At 51.5% G+C, this 14,722-nt stretch carries 16 protein-coding genes; 1 reads left to right on the forward strand and 15 read right to left on the reverse strand.

The window, feature by feature from the left end; genetic code table 11:
- Window positions 1–16: 16 nt before the first annotated feature.
- From BM025_RS09710 to rplO, 14 genes are all read right to left on the reverse strand, one after another.
- Window positions 17–727, reverse strand: a complete 711-nt coding sequence (locus BM025_RS09710; protein ID WP_085848262.1) for an ATP12 family chaperone protein — start codon at window positions 725–727, stop codon at window positions 17–19.
- 3 nt (window positions 728–730) lie between these two features.
- Entirely contained in the window at window positions 731–1,399 is a 669-nt protein-coding gene (locus BM025_RS09715; RefSeq protein ID WP_085848261.1) for an HAD-IA family hydrolase, read from the reverse strand.
- Window positions 1,396–2,436, reverse strand: a complete 1,041-nt coding sequence (locus BM025_RS09720) for an RluA family pseudouridine synthase (RefSeq protein WP_085848260.1) — start codon at window positions 2,434–2,436, stop codon at window positions 1,396–1,398. Before BM025_RS09720 ends, BM025_RS09715 begins: the two co-directional genes overlap by 4 nt.
- Entirely contained in the window at window positions 2,433–2,810 is a 378-nt protein-coding gene (gene crcB / locus BM025_RS09725; RefSeq protein ID WP_085848433.1) for a fluoride efflux transporter CrcB, read from the reverse strand. The genes BM025_RS09720 and crcB overlap by 4 nt, the downstream gene beginning before the upstream one ends.
- Window positions 2,811–2,877: 67 nt before the next feature.
- On the reverse strand, window positions 2,878–4,191 hold the full coding sequence (locus BM025_RS09730; protein WP_085848259.1) for a replication-associated recombination protein A: 1,314 nt from the start codon (window positions 4,189–4,191) through the stop codon (window positions 2,878–2,880).
- 85 nt (window positions 4,192–4,276) lie between these two features.
- Complete coding sequence (locus BM025_RS09735) at window positions 4,277–4,864, reverse strand: acyl-homoserine-lactone synthase (protein WP_085848258.1); 588 nt, start codon at window positions 4,862–4,864, stop codon at window positions 4,277–4,279.
- 53 nt (window positions 4,865–4,917) lie between these two features.
- Window positions 4,918–5,529 carry an autoinducer binding domain-containing protein gene (locus tag BM025_RS09740; protein ID WP_085848257.1) on the reverse strand — a complete coding sequence of 204 codons (612 nt, stop codon included), beginning with the start codon at window positions 5,527–5,529 and terminating at the stop codon, window positions 4,918–4,920.
- 334 nt (window positions 5,530–5,863) lie between these two features.
- Window positions 5,864–6,289 carry a 50S ribosomal protein L17 gene (rplQ, locus tag BM025_RS09745; protein ID WP_085848256.1) on the reverse strand — a complete coding sequence of 142 codons (426 nt, stop codon included), beginning with the start codon at window positions 6,287–6,289 and terminating at the stop codon, window positions 5,864–5,866.
- Between the two features lie 153 nt (window positions 6,290–6,442).
- Window positions 6,443–7,459 (reverse strand): DNA-directed RNA polymerase subunit alpha, encoded by a 1,017-nt coding sequence (locus BM025_RS09750; RefSeq protein WP_085848255.1) that lies wholly within the window; start codon window positions 7,457–7,459, stop codon window positions 6,443–6,445.
- Window positions 7,460–7,579: 120 nt separating this feature from the next.
- Window positions 7,580–7,969 carry a 30S ribosomal protein S11 gene (gene rpsK, locus BM025_RS09755; protein WP_085848254.1) on the reverse strand — a complete coding sequence of 130 codons (390 nt, stop codon included), beginning with the start codon at window positions 7,967–7,969 and terminating at the stop codon, window positions 7,580–7,582.
- 15 nt (window positions 7,970–7,984) lie between these two features.
- A complete protein-coding gene (gene rpsM, locus BM025_RS09760; RefSeq protein ID WP_085848253.1) occupies window positions 7,985–8,353 on the reverse strand; it encodes a 30S ribosomal protein S13 in 369 nt (122 codons plus the stop codon).
- Between the two features lie 346 nt (window positions 8,354–8,699).
- Window positions 8,700–9,341 (reverse strand): adenylate kinase, encoded by a 642-nt coding sequence (locus BM025_RS09765; RefSeq protein ID WP_085848252.1) that lies wholly within the window; start codon window positions 9,339–9,341, stop codon window positions 8,700–8,702.
- Window positions 9,338–10,696: a preprotein translocase subunit SecY gene (gene secY / locus BM025_RS09770; RefSeq protein ID WP_085848251.1), complete on the reverse strand. Its 1,359-nt coding sequence runs from the start codon at window positions 10,694–10,696 to the stop codon at window positions 9,338–9,340. Before secY ends, BM025_RS09765 begins: the two co-directional genes overlap by 4 nt.
- Before the next feature lie 102 nt (window positions 10,697–10,798).
- The gene (gene rplO / locus BM025_RS09775; protein WP_085848250.1) at window positions 10,799–11,269 is read right to left on the reverse strand and encodes a 50S ribosomal protein L15; all 471 of its coding nucleotides are present in this window, start codon (window positions 11,267–11,269) and stop codon (window positions 10,799–10,801) included.
- A gap of 333 nt (window positions 11,270–11,602) precedes the next feature.
- On the opposite strand from rplO, the gene BM025_RS09780 reads away from it, so the two are divergent.
- The gene (locus BM025_RS09780; RefSeq protein ID WP_090875333.1) at window positions 11,603–12,496 is read left to right on the forward strand and encodes a helix-turn-helix domain-containing protein; all 894 of its coding nucleotides are present in this window, start codon (window positions 11,603–11,605) and stop codon (window positions 12,494–12,496) included.
- A gap of 30 nt (window positions 12,497–12,526) precedes the next feature.
- Here the strand turns inward: BM025_RS09780 and BM025_RS09785 are convergent, their stop codons facing one another.
- Window positions 12,527–14,638 (reverse strand): TonB-dependent siderophore receptor, encoded by a 2,112-nt coding sequence (locus BM025_RS09785; protein WP_244515586.1) that lies wholly within the window; start codon window positions 14,636–14,638, stop codon window positions 12,527–12,529.
- Window positions 14,639–14,722 lie beyond the last annotated feature (84 nt).

Below are 14,722 nucleotides of genomic sequence, written 5' to 3' on the forward strand. Positions count from 1 at the left end.
CGGAAACTGGGTATCGCTATTTTTGCGCCATGTGGAAAAAATCATACGCATGTTCAAAGCTTTTCCGTTTGATTTCAGAAACTTTAGTCGCTTCGTCATCTTCGCCCCATTGGGCAATTTGGTACGCCTCATCGATGCGAGATAGGTCCCAAAGGGCTTTCGGTGCATGAAGTGATTCGGTTGCAGCGAATCCAAGGGCCAAAGATCCTGACAAAGCGACAAGATCATGAAACGCCGAAAGCTCAAACGCAGTCAGTGAGTGTACGCGTGCGCGCAGTAGTTCCAGCGCAGTTGAATCCTGTGGTACCGGCATAACACCCGCACGGGTTTCAAGGCGCGCACCATAGGTTTCAAAAACCCAGTCGATGATCGGATCCCAAGCCTCGGCTTGCTGTGCGATGAGTTCACGGGGAGATGTGGCGCGATAGCAAATAAGGTCACTGTCGCCGTAATCCGCCAGCATATCTGCGACCTCGGTGTGCTGAATGCGCACCTTATCAATCGCAGCATTGGCACCACGAGTGAACGGCATGCCACTTGGATCAATCTTGCCCTCTTGCGCGTCCCATTCGTCCCGAATGTGGACCGCCAACGGTTGCGTTGGAACGACCAAAAGCGCTTTGGCAGGGGTGCGCACATTGCGCCCATCCAAAAGGACGGTAAATCCTCCCTCAACCTCACTAACAGTTGTGTCTTTCCAAAAGCGCTTGGCCGCAAAATCCGCCACGTCTTAGTCCTTCCAAATCTGATCTAAAGCCGCATCAAGCTGGCTAAAATCTGTCACGACAGCGCGTGCCCCCGTCGCCTTTAAAGCGTCAACTCCGTGGTACCCCCAAGAGACGCCAAGCCCAGCACAGCGTGCGGCAGCTGCCATTTCCATGTCATAGGTGGTATCGCCAACGACAACAGCATTTTGCGCGGCCACTTCACACTCTGCCAAACAAGCTTGAACCATTGATGGATGTGGCTTTGACGGATGATTGTCAGCGCATTGCGTGCTGACAAAATGAGAGCCAAAGGTCCATTCTTGCAGCAAGGCATCCAAGCCGCGTCGGCTTTTCCCTGTGGCAATGGCTAAAACCACGTCATCGCGGGCAATCAAACGCGCGATAGCGCTGTCAGCGCCCTCAAACAGTGGCATGGCTGCATCCATTTTTAAGCGATTTTCAGTAAAATCAGCTTTGTAGACATCAACCATCTCGGCAATGGTTTTGTCACTCGCCTCTTGGGCAAGTTCGCGGATCGCAATAGGTAACGACAGGCCCACGATCGACAAAATGGCATCACGCGTCGGCGTTGGCACCCCAACCGCACCAAAAGCAGCGGTCATTGACGCAATGATATGAGCCTGACTGTCGATCAATGTGCCGTCGACATCAAAGATTACAAGTTTGGTCATCTCAACGTCTCAAAAGGATCTTCAGCCGCCAAATCTTCGGACCAGTCAAAGGTATCCCAGCTATTTTTCATATGTTCAGGAAGCGGGGCAGTAACGCTAAGCGGTTTATGGGTCACAGGGTGTTCAAACGCGATGCGACGTGCGTGCAGATGGAGTTTTTTACTGATCACGCCACCAAGCTGCGCGCCCCAGCCATCGCCCATATTTTCCTGACCAGAGCCGCCATATTTGCCGTCACCGACAATAGGATGCCCAATCTCGGCCATGTGCACACGCAATTGGTGTGTACGGCCAGTCAAAGGTTCCATAGCCACCCAAGACGCGCGACTGCCAACACGGTACAGCGTAGCGTACAGCGAACTGGCCCGCTTTGCGCCCTCAGTCGTGCCGACATCGCGCGGATGCACAGCGATCATTTTTTCGCCTTCGCCGCCTTTGCCACGCCCCATCGCTTTGACCAAACCATATTTGATCTCACCGAGATAAGGCACAGGAACGCCAGCGACCAAAGCCCAATAAATCTTACGCGTGTTGCGATGGCGAAAGGCTTCGGTCAGCTTTGTTGCCATTGCTGGGGTGCGCGCCAAAACCAATGCGCCCGACGTATCTTTGTCCAAGCGATGCACCAAACGTGGCTTTTCGGGATAGCCAAAGCGCAAAGCCTCGGACAGAACATCAACGTGTCGCGTTTGTTTTGATCCGCCTTGGGTGGGCAGCCCCGCAGGTTTGTTGATCACGATAATATGGTCATCTTTGTACAAGACGGCCTCTTGCATCATCTTGATATCAGCCTTGGTGATGCGAATGGTGCTGTGTTTTGGTGCTTCAGAGTCTGGCAGCGGAGGCACACGCACGACATTGCCAGGACCAACGCGAGTATTGGATTTCACCCGCCCACCATCGACGCGAATATCGCCTTTGCGGCACATCTTTTCGATGTTGCCCTGTGTGACCAGTGGAAACGATTTACGGAACCAACGATCAAGGCGCTGTTCTGGCTGATCGTCTCCGATGGTAATTAATTGAACCTTGCTCATGCGAAAAAACCCCGTGCAACTGTGAGACCCAATGCAATGCCGCCGAGCGCCAAGGCCAAAGTGCCGAATACATATAGAGCGGCCAGACCGAATTGTCCGCGCTCGTAAATCGTTATCGCATCAAGCGAAAACGCCGAATAGGTGGTGAAACCGCCCAAGACACCGGTCATCAATAAAGGCGCAAATCGGTTGCCCGATTTTTCAGCCAAGACAACGACAAGAACCCCCATCAAAAATGACCCTAAAAAGTTGACGGTCATCGTCCCCCAAGGGAATCCTCTACCCAGCAAACGCATCATGCCAATGCCGGTCAGGTAACGGGCCGAAGCCCCGATTGCGCCACCAAGGGCCACTTGGAGTAGAGGAGTCATGATCAGTGTCCTTTTGCCTGTTCCTTGGGTCGCATGGGGTAAAATGTCAACAGATATAGGGCCCACAAGATCAATCGTGTTCCCTTTGGGCCCGTAGCTTTTCAAAATACGCCACCCTCTTGGCCAAATCACGCTCGAAACCGCGCTCAACTGGGGCGTAGAATTTGGTGCGCGGCAAGGTTGCTGGGAAAAAGTTTTGCCCTGAAAATCCATCTTCAGAATCGTGATCATAAGCATAGCCAGCCCCAAACCCCTGCTCTGCCATCATTTTGGTTGGAGCATTTAGGATATGTTTGGGGGGTGGTTCCGACCCTGTTTTGCGCGCCGCTTCACGTGCTGCCTTATAAGCCATATACCCCGCATTTGATTTCGGCGCGAGCGCCAGATAAATCACCGCTTGCGCCAAGGCCAGTTCGCCCTCAGGGGACCCCAAGCGTTCAAACGTTTCCCATGCATGCATGCAAATAGACTGAGCTTGCGGGTCGGCCAAAGCGATATCTTCAACCGCCATGCGCAACAAACGCCGCGCAAGATAACGTGGGTCTTCGCCCCCTTCCAACATGCGCGCAAACCAATACAACGCCGCATCGGGATCGGACCCGCGCACCGATTTGTGCAATGCGGAAATCAGATTGTAATGCTCTTCGCCAGATTTGTCGTATTTCGCAGCACGCCGCATCAACCGCTTGCCAAGCTGGTCGGAATCCAGCGGGTCTTTGACCTTCCACGCCATAACCTGTTCAATCAGATTCAGCAGTGTGCGCCCGTCACCATCCGCCATCTCAAACAGAGTACTGCGGGCGCGAGCATCGAGCGGCATGGTGCGATCAAGGTCTTCTTCGGCGCGCGCCGCCATCTTTGACAGATCAGCAAGTGACAGCCGCTCCAAAATCATCACCTGACTGCGCGACATCACAGCAGCATTCAATTCAAAACTTGGATTCTCAGTCGTGGCCCCAACAAGCAAGATGGTGCCGTCTTCCATATGGGGTAAAAAGCTATCTTGCTGCGCTTTGTTAAAGCGGTGAATTTCATCCACAAACAGCAGGGTACCCTTGCCGTTCTGACGTCGTAATTTGGCAGAATCAAAGACCTTTCGCAGATCAGGGACACCCGTAAAGATCGCAGATATTTGTACAAAATGCAGATCCGTCTCATCAGCCAACAGACGTGCAATTGTGGTCTTACCAACCCCCGGTGGACCCCAAAAAATGATTGATGACAATGATCCAGACGCCAGCATGACACCTAGCGGTGCCTCGGGGCCGAGAACCTGAGATTGACCAATCACCTCTGACAAAGATTGCGGTCGCAACCTGTCTGCAAGCGGACGTGGGGCCAACGCTGTTTGAGGGGCTTCATCTGTATTAAAAAGATCTGACATACGCAGACATTACGCCGCAAAGCGTCGCCATAAAAGAGAAAACGGGGCCGATATGGCGCGTCTCGGCCCCGATCATAAATGCATACTAGTGCAATTTATTAGACAGATTTATTCGGATACAAGCGTTGTTGGTTCCGCCAATGTCCATAACGCGGCCAATCACATCTATATCCAAACCAACGCGACGCCCCCAACGCGGGCCTTTCTCGGGAATCAAACCGATCACAGAAGTTGCACCAAGTTCACGCGCAGACAATGTCATCTCGTTAATAAGATTCATCTGCACACGCATGCGGCTTTTCGCAGGCACACGATGGGATACAAAAATGCGACTCGATTCCCAGATATGCTGCGCCACCGGCGCTTCACTAAACAACAGGTCAGGCGGAATACTGTCCAAAAGACCCCGCTGTGCGTCGCGGATCATATAAGAATAGATGCCACAATTTGTTGTAGTTGGCGTCAACCTAATGCCGGCTAGAACCTCGCCGAAATCATGTACCGCAATCCAACGGGATGCAGGTGTGTCGTATTGATCGTATTCCATTCCATCTGCTTGCGGCAAATCCCATTTGGCTTGCTGAATAAAAGTTTCATGTCTAGCGCGAAGCATGTTCGCAAAAAGATCGCCATGGTTGTGCAGATTGGCAAAAGAAAGAGTGGTCGTTTGCATGATAGACTCCGGTGTTGGTTGATATTTTCAACGCAACGCAAGAGCGCTCACCATCACAACAGCTTGATCTCCTTGGCTTTTTGAATTGCCTCTGAAGTGGTCCGCGCCATTAGACGCTCTCGGGCCGAAACCAAACGCGCCTTAAGCGCGCTTTCGGATATCCCGAGTCTGGCCGCGGCAGCTGCGTGACGATCACCGCCCGCGATGCACCTGAGGGCCTGAAGTTGAGCCTGTGTCAAATCTGTTTGGGGTTCAGAAACTTCATGCAATGTCCGTACAATGGTGGCGATTTTTGCAATTTCAGCATCTGTAAACTCGCGGTCAGAGCGGGAACACCCGACAATTGATCGCGATTGAACCGGCCCACAGGACACAGCCATACCGTAGTTCAGGCCGAATTCTGCGGCCTGCCTCCAAATTTTAAATGGATCGGGGAGTTCTATTTCGCTCCACCTTGTTTGCCCTTCAGTGCTCAGGCCCCAAGCAATCATCGGATCGCGGAGCGCATATGCATTTAATGTGTAATGTTCCAACCACTTCGGATCATACGTCGATTGATAGACCAAGGGCGTCGCAAAACGAATATGCAAGCCGGCGGTGTAACCGACCGGCGCCGCGGCGCGGAGTTGGGCAAATAGACGATTAAGTTCGGAGGTACTGGACATCAAAATACATTCACTATCAAAGGGAACGACAACAACCCTAAGGCGATCATCTAATTTGACGCTAAACCAAAGGTTATAGTTTGAAAAGACTGGATTGGGCAAATTTGGAAGGTGAACCAAAGTGACCTAGCGGAACTTTTTCATCCGCGCTGATCGTAACGCTGATCGCTAAGGCGGCAACGTTCGAACCCGTCGCAACCATAACGCGAAAATTTGGAATCACACATTCATTTATTTGATGTTTTGAAGGAGTCGTATGAAAAAGCACTCAACTAAAATAAAGAGGCCCCGCTCAAAAGAGCGAGGCCTAAAAAAACCATCAGTTCACGACGACTTATGCGTCTGCGACTGTTCCGTCTTCCTCTGCAAGGCGCGCTTTGTCAGCAGCACCTTTAGCAGCGGCATCGCGCTCAACGAATTCGATGATCGCCATTGGCGCGTTGTCACCGTAACGGAAGCCAGCGCGTACGATACGCACGTAGCCACCTTGACGCTCAGCGTAGCGTGGGCCGAGGATGTCGAAAAGTTTCTGAGTGAATTGCTCTTGCTTCAACTGGGAAGCGGCTTGACGACGAGCGTGCAAGTCGCCGCGTTTGCCCAATGTGATCAATTTCTCGATGATTGGACGCAATTCTTTTGCTTTTGGCAAAGTCGTTTTGATTTGCTCATGTTCGATGAGCGAGCCGGCCATGTTCGCGAACATCGCTTTGCGGTGCTCGTGTGTACGGTTCAGGCGGCGGTAACCTCTAGCGTGACGCATTATATATCTCCTATAGCGTGTTTTATACTTTGTCTGGCAGCCGATGCGTGTCAGCTACTCTCCTTGGGGTCCGGTTTTAAAAATCGATACCCAGATAGTCCCCGCACCAAGCGGGCATTTATGGAGGGACACTCGCGCGTCCCTCCAAATTCTTTAGAACTGATCTTCGAATTTCTTAGCAAGATCTTCGATGTTCTCTGGTGGCCATTCTTCAACATCCATACCGAGGTGCAGCCCCATACCGGACAACACTTCTTTGATTTCGTTCAAAGACTTGCGGCCAAAGTTTGGTGTGCGGAGCATCTCAGCTTCGGTTTTCTGAATAAGGTCACCGATATATACGATGTTATCGTTCTTGAGGCAGTTCGCAGAACGCACTGACAATTCAAGCTCATCCACTTTCTTAAGCAGAAGTGGGTTGAACTCGAGACCATCGTCTTCTTCCTGACGGCTGGCAGACTCCGGCTCGTCGAAGTTGACGAAGATGCCCAACTGGTCTTGCAGAATGCGTGCAGCATAAGCCACAGCGTCTTCTGGTGTGACAGAACCATCAGTTTCGATTTTCAATGTGAGTTTGTCATAGTCGAGAACCTGACCTTCGCGGGTCGGTTGCACGTCATAAGACACTTTTTTCACAGGTGAATAGATCGCGTCGATGGCGATAAGGCCGATCGGTGCGTCTTCTGGTTTGTTTTTCTCAGCAGACACATAGCCTTTGCCAGTGTTTACTGTGAGTTCCATGAACAAATCAGCACCGTCATCGAGGTGACAGATCACGTGATCTTTGTTCAAAACTTCAATGCCAGCGGACTCAGAGATGTCACCAGCAGTGACAACCATCGGACCTTTTGCAGAGATGGAAAGGCGCTTAGGGCCCTCTACTTCCATGCGCAAAGCCACGCCTTTGAGGTTCAAGATGACGTCAGTGACATCTTCGCGAACACCAGCGACTGACGAAAATTCGTGCAATACGTTGTCGATCTGAACGGATGTGATCGCGGCACCTTGCAGTGACGACATCAAAATACGGCGCAGAGCGTTGCCGAGCGTAAGGCCAAAGCCACGCTCAAGTGGTTCAGCAATAATAGTCGCTTGACGTGCTGGCTCGTTGCCAGGCTTCACCTCAAGTTGCTGTGGTTTGATGAGCTCGGCCCAATTCTTGTGGATCATGCTGTAGCCTCCATTCTTGTCCCGAACCCATGTCCTAAAGTAGGGGACGCCCGAGGGGTCTTAAAAACGCAAAAACGGACCGCGAGCAAAATCGCCCGCGGCCCATAAATCGGTACGAAATTATACGCGGCGACGCTTTGGTGGGCGACAGCCGTTGTGTGCCATTGGCGTCACGTCACGGATAGATGTGATGTTCAGACCGATAGCGGCCAGAGCGCGCAAAGCGGACTCACGACCAGAACCTGGACCTTGAACTTCAACTTCCAAAGTTTTAACGCCATGCTCTTGTGCTTTTTTAGCAGCGTCTTCTGCGGCCATTTGAGCAGCATAAGGAGTCGATTTGCGCGATCCTTTAAAGCCCATTGTGCCAGCTGAAGACCAAGAGATTGCATTGCCCTGAACGTCAGAGATCAAAATCTTAGTGTTGTTGAACGTAGAGTTTACGTGAGCAACGCCTGTGGCGATGTTCTTGGAAACTTTTTTCTTAGTGCGACGGGTTTCACGTGCCATATCAATTAGCCTCCCTTACTTCTTCTTGCCAGCGATGGCTTTCGCAGGACCCTTGCGAGTACGTGCGTTGGTGTGTGTACGCTGACCGCGCACTGGGAGGTTGCGACGGTGACGCAGACCAATGTATGAACCGAGATCCATAGCGCGTTTGATGTTCATCTGCGTTTCACGGCGGAGGTCACCCTCAACTGTGTAGTTCGCGTCGATGTGCTCACGAATCGCAAGAACTTCTGCGTCTGACAGTTCGTTAACACGACGCGTTACGTCGATACCAACTGCCGCACAGATGTCCGCTGCGGATTTAGAGCCAATGCCCGTTACATAGGTCAAAGCGATAGGAAGACGCTTGCCTGTCGGGATGTTTACGCCGGCGATACGAGCCAATGTATATTCCTTTTTCGTTGCGGTTCCGTAGTACCGGAACCTTTTTTCACAACGGAAGCCCGCAAGTTTTCCACCTACGGGCGCCAGCTGAATTCGATGATCTTCGCATTGGGAGCGACCCTTTTGCGAATCTATAACCCCATACGGGATGGGCTTGCATAATGCCGTGCCAAGCGGTGGTCAAGCCCTTAGGCGCACCACGTTTCTATTTCATTTAAGCAATTGAGAAATATAGGTCAGATCAGCAACTTCAACCCATGCGTGTGGCTAAAAATCGCACCAACGCTATAGACACAAAAAAAAGCCGCGCCCAATAGGACACGGCTTTTTCTAACTGTTGTAGAACCTACGCAAGTGCTGCAGCTATATCGCTGGCAACTTTTTCAACATCCTGAAGACCATTTACAGAACGCAGATCACCGCGCGCATAGTAGTAGCCGATCAAAGGGGATGTCTTTTTGTAGTATTCCATAAGGCGAGTCTTGAGGGATTCCTCATTATCGTCAGCGCGGCGCTTAAGGTCTGTTGACCCACAAGCATCACAGACACCCGCAACTTTGGTTGGCTTGGTGTCATCATGATAAACTTCACCACAAGAGCCACAAGTGAAACGACCAGAGATACGTGCGACAAGCGCAGAATCATCGACCCGCATTTCAATCACGGCCTCAAGCTGGGCACCATTGCGAGACAACAGCTCGTTCAATGCATCAGCTTGCCCCAAAGTGCGCGGAAAGCCGTCAAAAATATATCCAGCAGCGTTGCCTTCGCGGATTTTTTCTTCGATCAAACCAATTACGATTTCATCTGTTACCAGCTGACCGGCGTCCATGACGGCTGCAACTTTCTGACCCATTTCTGTGCCAGACGTCCGCGCCTCACGAAGCATATCTCCGGTTGATAGCTGCACCATGCCACGCTCCTCCACGAGGCGGCGTGCTTGTGTTCCTTTACCCGCTCCGGGTGGTCCAAGCAGTATAATGTTCATCGTCTAGCGTTTCCTCTTTTGCTGCGTTTCTTACCGCGCAGTTGAGATTTCTCAATCAGACCTTCGTACTGGTGTGCAAGCAAGTGCGATTGAATTTGCTGGATTGTATCCATCGTCACAGAGACGACGATCAAAACAGAAGTGCCGCCAAAATAGAAAGGAATCGTAAATTGGCTACGCAAAATCTCAGGTAAGAGACAAACTGCCGCAAGGTAGGCAGAGCCAATCACCAAAATACGCGCAACAATATAGTCCAAATGCTCTTCGGTTTTCTTGCCTGGGCGAATACCCGGAATAAAGCCGTTTTGGTTTTTCAGGTTTTCGGCAACTTCGTCAGACTTAAACGCAACGTTCGCAGTGTAGAAGTATGCAAAGAAAACGATCATCGCTGTGAAGAACAGCAAGTAAAGCGGCTGACCAGGACCAAAGTAGGCCAAGAGTGTCGACATCACAGGCCCCAGATCGGACTGACCAGAAAATGTTGCGATGGTCGTTGGTAAGAGCAGCAATGACGATGCGAAAATCGCAGGGATAACACCAGCGGGGTTCACCTTGATCGGCAGATGGCTAGACTGTGCATCGAATACCTTCATGCCTTGTTGGCGACGTGGGTACTGAATGTGAACTTTGCGCAAAGCCCGTTCCATGAAGACCACAAAGGCGATCACCCCGACGATCATCGCCAAAACAATGACAATCACGAAAGGTGAAATCGCGCCAGAACGACCAGACGCAAGGAACTGTGCCAAGGCGCTTGGGATCTCGGCGACGATGCCAACAAAGATGATCAGCGAAATGCCGTTGCCAATGCCGCGGTTGGTGATTTGCTCACCCAGCCACATCAAGAACATGGTGCCGCCCACAAGCGTAATGATTACGCCAGCACGGAAATACCAGCCAGCTTCGTGGGCAAGATCGCCTGCTTCCAAAGACGCGGCCAATCCATAGGCTTGAAACAACGCCAAAGCGACGGTCCCAAAGCGCGTGTATTGGTTGATCTTTTTACGACCCTGCTCGCCCTCTTTCTTGAGTTGCTCAAGTTTGGGGACCATTGCGGTCATAAGCTGGATGATGATCGATGCAGAAATATAAGGCATGATGCCCAGTGCAAAGATGCCCATACGGCCCAAGGCACCACCCGTGAACATCGACAAGATGCCACCGATGCCGCCAGACGCCTGTTCCATAAAGTCACGGAGTGCATTGGCGTCGATACCGGGTACGGGAATAAACGTACCTAAACGATAGACGATCAACAGACCGAGGGTGAAAATTATACGCTGGCGAAGTTCTGTGGCTTTCCCGAGGGTGCCCCAGCTCAGATTCGCCGCCATTTGTTCTGCTGCAGATGCCATTAGGTCTCTCTTTCACGATAACGCCGCCGAACGGGTCTCCCGATCGGCGGCGCTTGGAAAACATGGAATTGATGTAAGGGGCTCAGCCCCCTATCACAACCCTTATTCGGCCGCTTGTGCCGTAACTGTGAGAGAGCCGCCAGCTTTTGCAACAGCTTCAACAGCTGCTTTAGACGCGCCAGTCACAGTGATGTTCAATTTGGAAGTCGCTTCGCCTTTGGCGAGAACGCGGATACCGTCGAGTTTGCGGCGGATCAAACCAGATGCAACAAGTGTATCTTCGGTGATCGCTGCTTTCGCGTCGATTTTACCTTCGGCAATGAATTTCTCGATAAGGCCAAGGTTCACAACTGCAAATTTCTTGCGGTTTGGTTTGCTGAAGCCACGCTTAGGCAAACGCATGTAAAGCGGCATTTGGCCACCTTCGTAGCCACCGATTGCAACACCTGAGCGGGATTTTTGACCTTTAATACCACGGCCACCCATTTTACCGGTGCCGGAACCAGGACCGCGACCTACGCGTTTGCGTGTTTTTGTGGCGCCTGGATTGTCGTGAAGTTCGTGCAGTTTCATGTCGCTTCTCCTTGCCGGAACTGATCCCCAGCGACGGAAGATCAAACACGGCTTAAATTTGTTGATTCTCTGTAATCCAAATGGATCACTGCGCGCATATACGAGACATTGACGCACGTTTCAAGCCTGCAATGACGCGCCAACATGAAAGACCCAGCGCATTACATCACGGCGTCTGCACAACCGTTTGCCCCCAAAAGCGCCCTTGAACACCAATCAAACCCTCTCCTATAATGCATTTGAAGCTCCCAAGGCGGCACTATAGGGCAATGTTTACTCTTTATTTGTGACGCGCATAGGCACGCATTTTCAGCACATTCAGGGAAATAAAACATGGGCTTTATGCACTCTATGACATGCGAGACCGAAGGCATTGCTTGCACAGCGCCTGTTGCTTGGCGTGCACTGGATGGCGTGTGCAGTATATTTTGGTCAGCGCAAGCGTCCAAAGGGGCCACGGGGTTTTATACGTCACCAGACCCTCGCATAATGTTGTTTTTCAACGATGTCTCAAGCCATATCCAAATCACAAACCGATCCAAAACATTCGAAACCAACGCGCGCCCCATGTTGCGAGCGATCTACGTGCCCGCCGGCATGCCCATGTGGACGCGGTTTTCGTCGGAACATCAGTTTTCACATCTGGATTTGCATTTGCACCGTGATTGGTTGCTGCGGCGATTGGCTCCAATACTCGGACGATCCATGGCGCAAACAACGATTCGAACATATGTAGAGTTGCAAGACGTCCAATCGCTGGAAGCCATCGCGCAAACATTGGTTGGTGAAATATCAAATCCAGCGCGCCACACACTTTTCGCCGAAAGCTTGGCAACCACGCTTGCCGTCGGCCTGTTGGATTTACCGCCTGAGACGCAGGAGCCTGTGTCAGGCGGGCTCACCCCCGCGCAAATGAACCACTTGCAAACACTTGTAGCCGCAAGCAATCGAAACAAGATCAGCATCGCAACGCTGTCTTCTGAAATTGGGCTATCGGAGAGTTGGTTTTGCCATGCCTTTAAAAAGACCAACGGCGTGACCCCACTGCAATGGGTGCAAGAACAACGTCTCGATCAGGTCAAAGAATTGTTGGACACAAGCACAATCACAATTGCAGGGGCAGCTGCCGCTGTCGGATTTTCCGATCAAGCCCATTTGACGCGCGTGTTCCGACAATTCGAGGGAACAACCCCAGCGGTCTGGCGCCGCGCAAACCGCCAAAAATAGGTCCACCCGCACGCGGATGGACCCGATATCTTACCAGCTGTGACGCAAAGTTGCGCTGATGTTGCGGCCAGGGTTGTAGAAATCCGCCCCAAACCCACCATAGGCAACGTGCTTTTCATCCAAAAGGTTGGTGACGTTCAATGCAATTTCGGTTGCATCCGAAACAGCATAGCTCACCGCCAAATCAAGGATCACTGCGTCATCTGATTTAGATGTATTGCCATCTGTCAGCCAATATTCCCCTGTGTATCGCGCGCCCAAGCCAAAAGTCGCATCACCACGACTTCCCTGCCCCGCAAGGGTGTAATCCAACCAAAGAGACGCCATGGTGTTGGGCACGAATTTAAGCTCATTGCCTTCATTGCCCCCTGTGCCATTTTCAATGATTTCGGACTCGAGATAGGAATAGGCTGCCGTTAGGCTTAGCGCCTCTGTCATTTCGGCTTTTGCCTCAAAATCAATCCCGCGCACCCGCGCCTTGCCGATAGTCTCTTCCACAAGCGTGACTGGGTTTGTGACTGTCATGTTGGTTTTCGATAGATCAAACACCGATGCCGTGAACAAAGCACGCATGCCGTCTGGACGGTATTTTGCACCCAATTCATATTGCTCGCCACGCTCAGGGTCCACACCGATACCAGCAGGCGTGACAGACTGCGCATAACTGCCATACACGGACAGATCATTGCGCACTTTATACGTCAGCCCGACACGACCCGTTGTTTCATTAAAGGATCCTGAATTGGATGTGCTCGTCAGCTTATTGACCTGAGTGACGTCGATCCAATCATGCCGCAGCCCAACATTGGCGATGAACCGGTCATTCACAGTCACGTCTTCTTGCAAGTAAATCGCTTTAGATGTCGTTTCGGTTGCATTGCTTAAATACGGCGTCAAAGTTGCAAGATCGATCCCGCCTGAATACGTCGGGTTGGTCCAATCAATGTTGTCCGCCAACGCCCAATAATTTGTGTTTTCCGCTGAACTATCACTGTAGGCAACCCCAACAAGAGTTCGACTGTCAAACATACCAAATTGGGTCTCGTACAAAAGATGAGCATCTACGGCCACCTCAGACGCAGAGCTGTCATTGGCAAAATAATACCGCGACGCAAGCGTATTTGGAAGCGATGCAATGCCCGCGACATAGGCGTAGCCAAAATCACTCTCGCTATCAGAATAGCGCGCGGTAGAGGCAATACTTAAACCGCTGCCAAAGTCATGATCGAACTTAACTGTGACCGTGTCTCGCTCAGTGCCGCGATAATTGAAATCAGGTTCACCAAAAAAGGTACTGCGATCAAAATCGATCCCATTGGGGTACCCGCCACTGCCCGGAACAGCATCGCGGTCCAGATGATCATAGACAACTGTCAGGCTGGTCGCATCGCTTGGACGCCACGTTAAACCACCCATCAAGAACACTTCGTTGTTTTGCGAGTGATTGGTTTCAGCGTCAGCGTCTTGCACCTTTCCAGTCAAACGCCAAGACAGCGTTCCCGCATCATCAAAGTGGTCACTCAAATCAAAGCCAACCTCTTTGTGATTGTTGGACCCGTAGGTCAAATACACTTTACGCAGGCGCTCATCCGTTGGAACCTTTGTGACATAGTTCACCGCGCCACCCGGATCTGATACCCCATAGTCAGCAGAATTAGCCCCTTTGAGAATCTCAATCCGCTCAAAGGCAAAAGGTTCTTCACGGACACCGCCAAAGGCAGCCCCAAGTGATAGACCATCGCGGTAGGTATAGGCATCAAAGCCGCGCACGAGGAAGTTATCAAAACGATCATCAGATCCGTAAAAATCTGTCGCGACCCCAGAGGTATACTGCAAAACCTGCTCAGTATTGACCGCACGACGCGTCTCGATTTCTTTTGATGTCACAACGGAAACCGTCGCAGCCGTATTCAAAATGTCAGCCTGTAACTTGCCACCGTTTGTGACCTGCACGGCAACAAAAGAACTTGAATCATTATCAGCTTCGGCACCTTCGACAACGATAGGGGCAAGTTCGATGTTCCTATCGTTGTCTTGCGCCAAAAGAGCGCTCGGGGCGCAGAGGCAAATAACGGCACAGCCAGACATAAGAGCCGCCAGACCGCGCTGAGGGCGGGTTGAATTTATATGTAAGAGGGACACGACGGTAAGCTCCTAAAAGTCGAGGTAGTCATTCTTGCTTTCCAAACCAGCAACTAGTCTGGTCAGGGATGGCTTATGATTTAA

The organism is Pacificibacter marinus (assembly GCF_900109555.1).
Classification (GTDB): domain Bacteria; phylum Pseudomonadota; class Alphaproteobacteria; order Rhodobacterales; family Rhodobacteraceae; genus Celeribacter; species Celeribacter marinus_C.